The organism is Acinetobacter sp. 228 (genome assembly GCF_048147885.1).
In genome coordinates, this window is sequence record NZ_JAYWYV010000430.1 from 1 (window position 1) to 1,172 (window position 1,172).

Below are 1,172 nucleotides of genomic sequence, written 5' to 3' on the forward strand. Positions count from 1 at the left end.
ATTATATGAACAACTAAGCCAGCATCAAGCTTTTTATTTCAAAATATGGCAGGTCAGGAGGGAGTCGAACCCCCAACATTCGGTTTTGGAGACCGACGCTCTACCAATTGAACTACTGACCTATAAAGCAAGTTGAGAGCCAAAGCTCTCAACTTGAGACGTAATTCGTCACTATATTATGCTTATGCAGTTACTTTAGCAACAACACCAGCACCTACAGTACGACCACCTTCACGGATCGCAAAACGTAGACCTGGGTCCATTGCGATTGGGTGGATTAATTCTACTGACATTTCAACGTTGTCACCTGGCATTACCATTTCAACGCCTTCTTTCAACTGGATCGCACCAGTTACGTCAGTTGTACGGAAGTAGAACTGTGGACGGTAACCATTTAAGAATGGAGTGTGACGACCACCTTCTTCTTTAGAAAGTACGTATACTTCTGCGTCGAATTTAGTGTGCGGCTTGATTGTACCTGGTTTAGCAAGTACTTGACCACGTTGTACTTCTTCACGCTTAGTACCACGAAGTAAGATACCACAGTTCTCACCTGCACGACCTTCGTCAAGAAGTTTACGGAACATTTCTACGCCAGTTACAGTTGTTTTAACTGTATCTTTAATACCAACGATCTCTACTTCTTCACCAACTTTGATGATACCAGCTTCAACACGGCCTGTTACTACTGTACCACGACCAGAAATTGAGAATACGTCTTCGATTGGCATCAAGAATGCTTTGTCGATTGCACGCTCTGGCTCTGGGATGTAAGAGTCAAGTGCTGCTACAAGAGCAAGAACTGATTCTTCACCGTAAGGACCAGCTTCACCGTTAAGCGCTGCAAGAGCTGAACCACGGATTACTGGAGTGTCATCACCTGGGAAGTCATAAGTAGAAAGAAGTTCACGTACTTCCATTTCTACTAATTCAAGTAATTCTTCGTCATCAACAAGGTCGCATTTGTTTAAGAATACGATGATGTAAGGTACACCTACCTGACGAGAAAGAAGGATGTGCTCACGAGTTTGTGGCATTGGACCATCAGTTGCAGCACATACAAGGATCGCGCCGTCCATCTGAGCAGCACCAGTGATCATGTTTTTAACGTAGTCGGCGTGGCCTGGGCAGTCAACGTGTGCGTAGTGACGAGTTGGAGAATCGTATTCTAC

The 1,172-nt window shown here is 44.6% G+C and carries 1 protein-coding gene and 1 tRNA gene; both read right to left on the reverse strand.

What is annotated here, in order from left to right; all coding sequences use genetic code 11:
- Positions 1 to 46: 46 nt before the first annotated feature.
- Positions 47 to 122, reverse strand: a tRNA-Trp gene (locus VXQ92_RS19600).
- Positions 123 to 182: 60 nt separating this feature from the next.
- Positions 183 to 1,172, reverse strand: a 990-nt coding sequence (gene tuf / locus VXQ92_RS19605) for an elongation factor Tu (RefSeq protein WP_416682920.1), incomplete at its 5' end; no start/stop codon positions are given.